Below are 1,183 nucleotides of genomic sequence, written 5' to 3' on the forward strand. Positions count from 1 at the left end.
ACCCGCCCGCGCCCACCCCCCCGCGGCTACCCGGACGCGCCCGGGTACCGCTCGGCCGCCAGCGCGGACAGGCGGCGGAGGAAACGGCGGAACAGCAGGGTCATCACCGGCTGCGCCGCCGCGATCGAGAGGTCGGTCACCGCGTTGCCGTGCATCGCCAGAGTCCAGGTGAGGCGGCAGCCGCCGTCGGTGGGCTCGATGTCGTAGGCCTCGGCGAACGCGTGGATCCCCTTGGTGGAGCTGGCGTTGAAGCGGAAGGCCATCCGTCGTTCGGGCTCCCATGCCAGGAATTCCTCGTCGCCGACCAGCCCGCCCAGCATGTGCACGGTACGGGTGGTGCCCACGCCGTAGGGGGGTTCGCTGGTCCAGACCACCTTCGTGATCACTCCCGCCCAGCGGGGCCACGCGTCGGCGTCGACGAAGATCTCGAACACCTGCCGCGGCGAGGCGGGGATCGCCACGCTGTTGGTGAAGCGGAACCTCGCGGTGTCCGTGTAGTGGACGTCCACCGGTTCACAGGGGTGCATGGTCGGCATCGCCGCTCCTCTCGTCTGGCATCAGAACCGTGTGCGGGGCTAGTGCCCGGTCGCGACCCCGCGCAGGCCGTCGGCGCCGAAGAGCGGCTCCAGCATGGGCGAGAAGTCCGGGCCGCGGCGCAGCATCTGCCCGCCGTCGACGTTGATCACCTGGCCGGTGATCCACTCCGACTCGTCGGCGAGGAGGAAGGTCGCCAGGTTGGCGACGTCGCCGACCCTGCCGACGCGGGGCAGCGGCGTGCTCACGCGGTAGTCCTCCGAGAGCGCGGGGTCGTCGAGGACCGGTGCCACCAGGTCGGTCTCGATGAGCCCCGGCCGGATGGCGTTGACCCGCACCCGGCTGGCGCCGAGCTCGTCCGCGCCAAGACGGACCAGGTGGTCCACCGCGGACTTGGTCACGCCGTAGGCGCCGAACCAGCGGTGGGTGTTGCTCGCGGCGATGGACGAGATGGCCACGAACGAGCCGCCGCCCTTCGCGACCAGGGCGCGAGCGGAGTGCTTGAGCGTGTACATCATGCCGTTGACATTGAGGTCGACGGTCCGCTTCCAGGCCTCCGTGTCGGTCTGGGTGAGGGGTCCGATGGTCTCGCTGCCCCCGGCGCACGCCACCACGCCGTCGAGCCCGTCTCCGTGCTCGGCGGCCGCCG

Annotated in this window: 2 protein-coding genes; both read right to left on the bottom strand. The window is 71.4% G+C overall.

What is annotated here, in order from left to right:
- Positions 1 to 26 precede the first annotated feature (26 nt).
- The gene (locus tag G6026_RS15665) at positions 27 to 536 is read right to left on the bottom strand and encodes an SRPBCC family protein (RefSeq protein ID WP_182613717.1); all 510 of its coding nucleotides are present in this window, start codon (positions 534 to 536) and stop codon (positions 27 to 29) included.
- A 39-nt stretch (positions 537 to 575) separates the two neighbouring features.
- Positions 576 to 1,183 (bottom strand): SDR family oxidoreductase (locus G6026_RS15670; RefSeq protein ID WP_182613718.1); only part of this gene is annotated, 608 nt, incomplete at its 5' end.

Origin of the sequence: Dietzia sp. DQ11-38-2 (genome assembly GCF_014145055.1) — a bacterium.
Classification (GTDB): domain Bacteria; phylum Actinomycetota; class Actinomycetes; order Mycobacteriales; family Mycobacteriaceae; genus Dietzia.

Bases quoted from the DNA above. Each gene is read 5' to 3' on its own strand.
- G6026_RS15665 (WP_182613717.1), bottom strand. From the start codon at position 536: ATGCCGACCATGCACCCCTGTGAACCGGTGGACGTCCACTACACGGAC.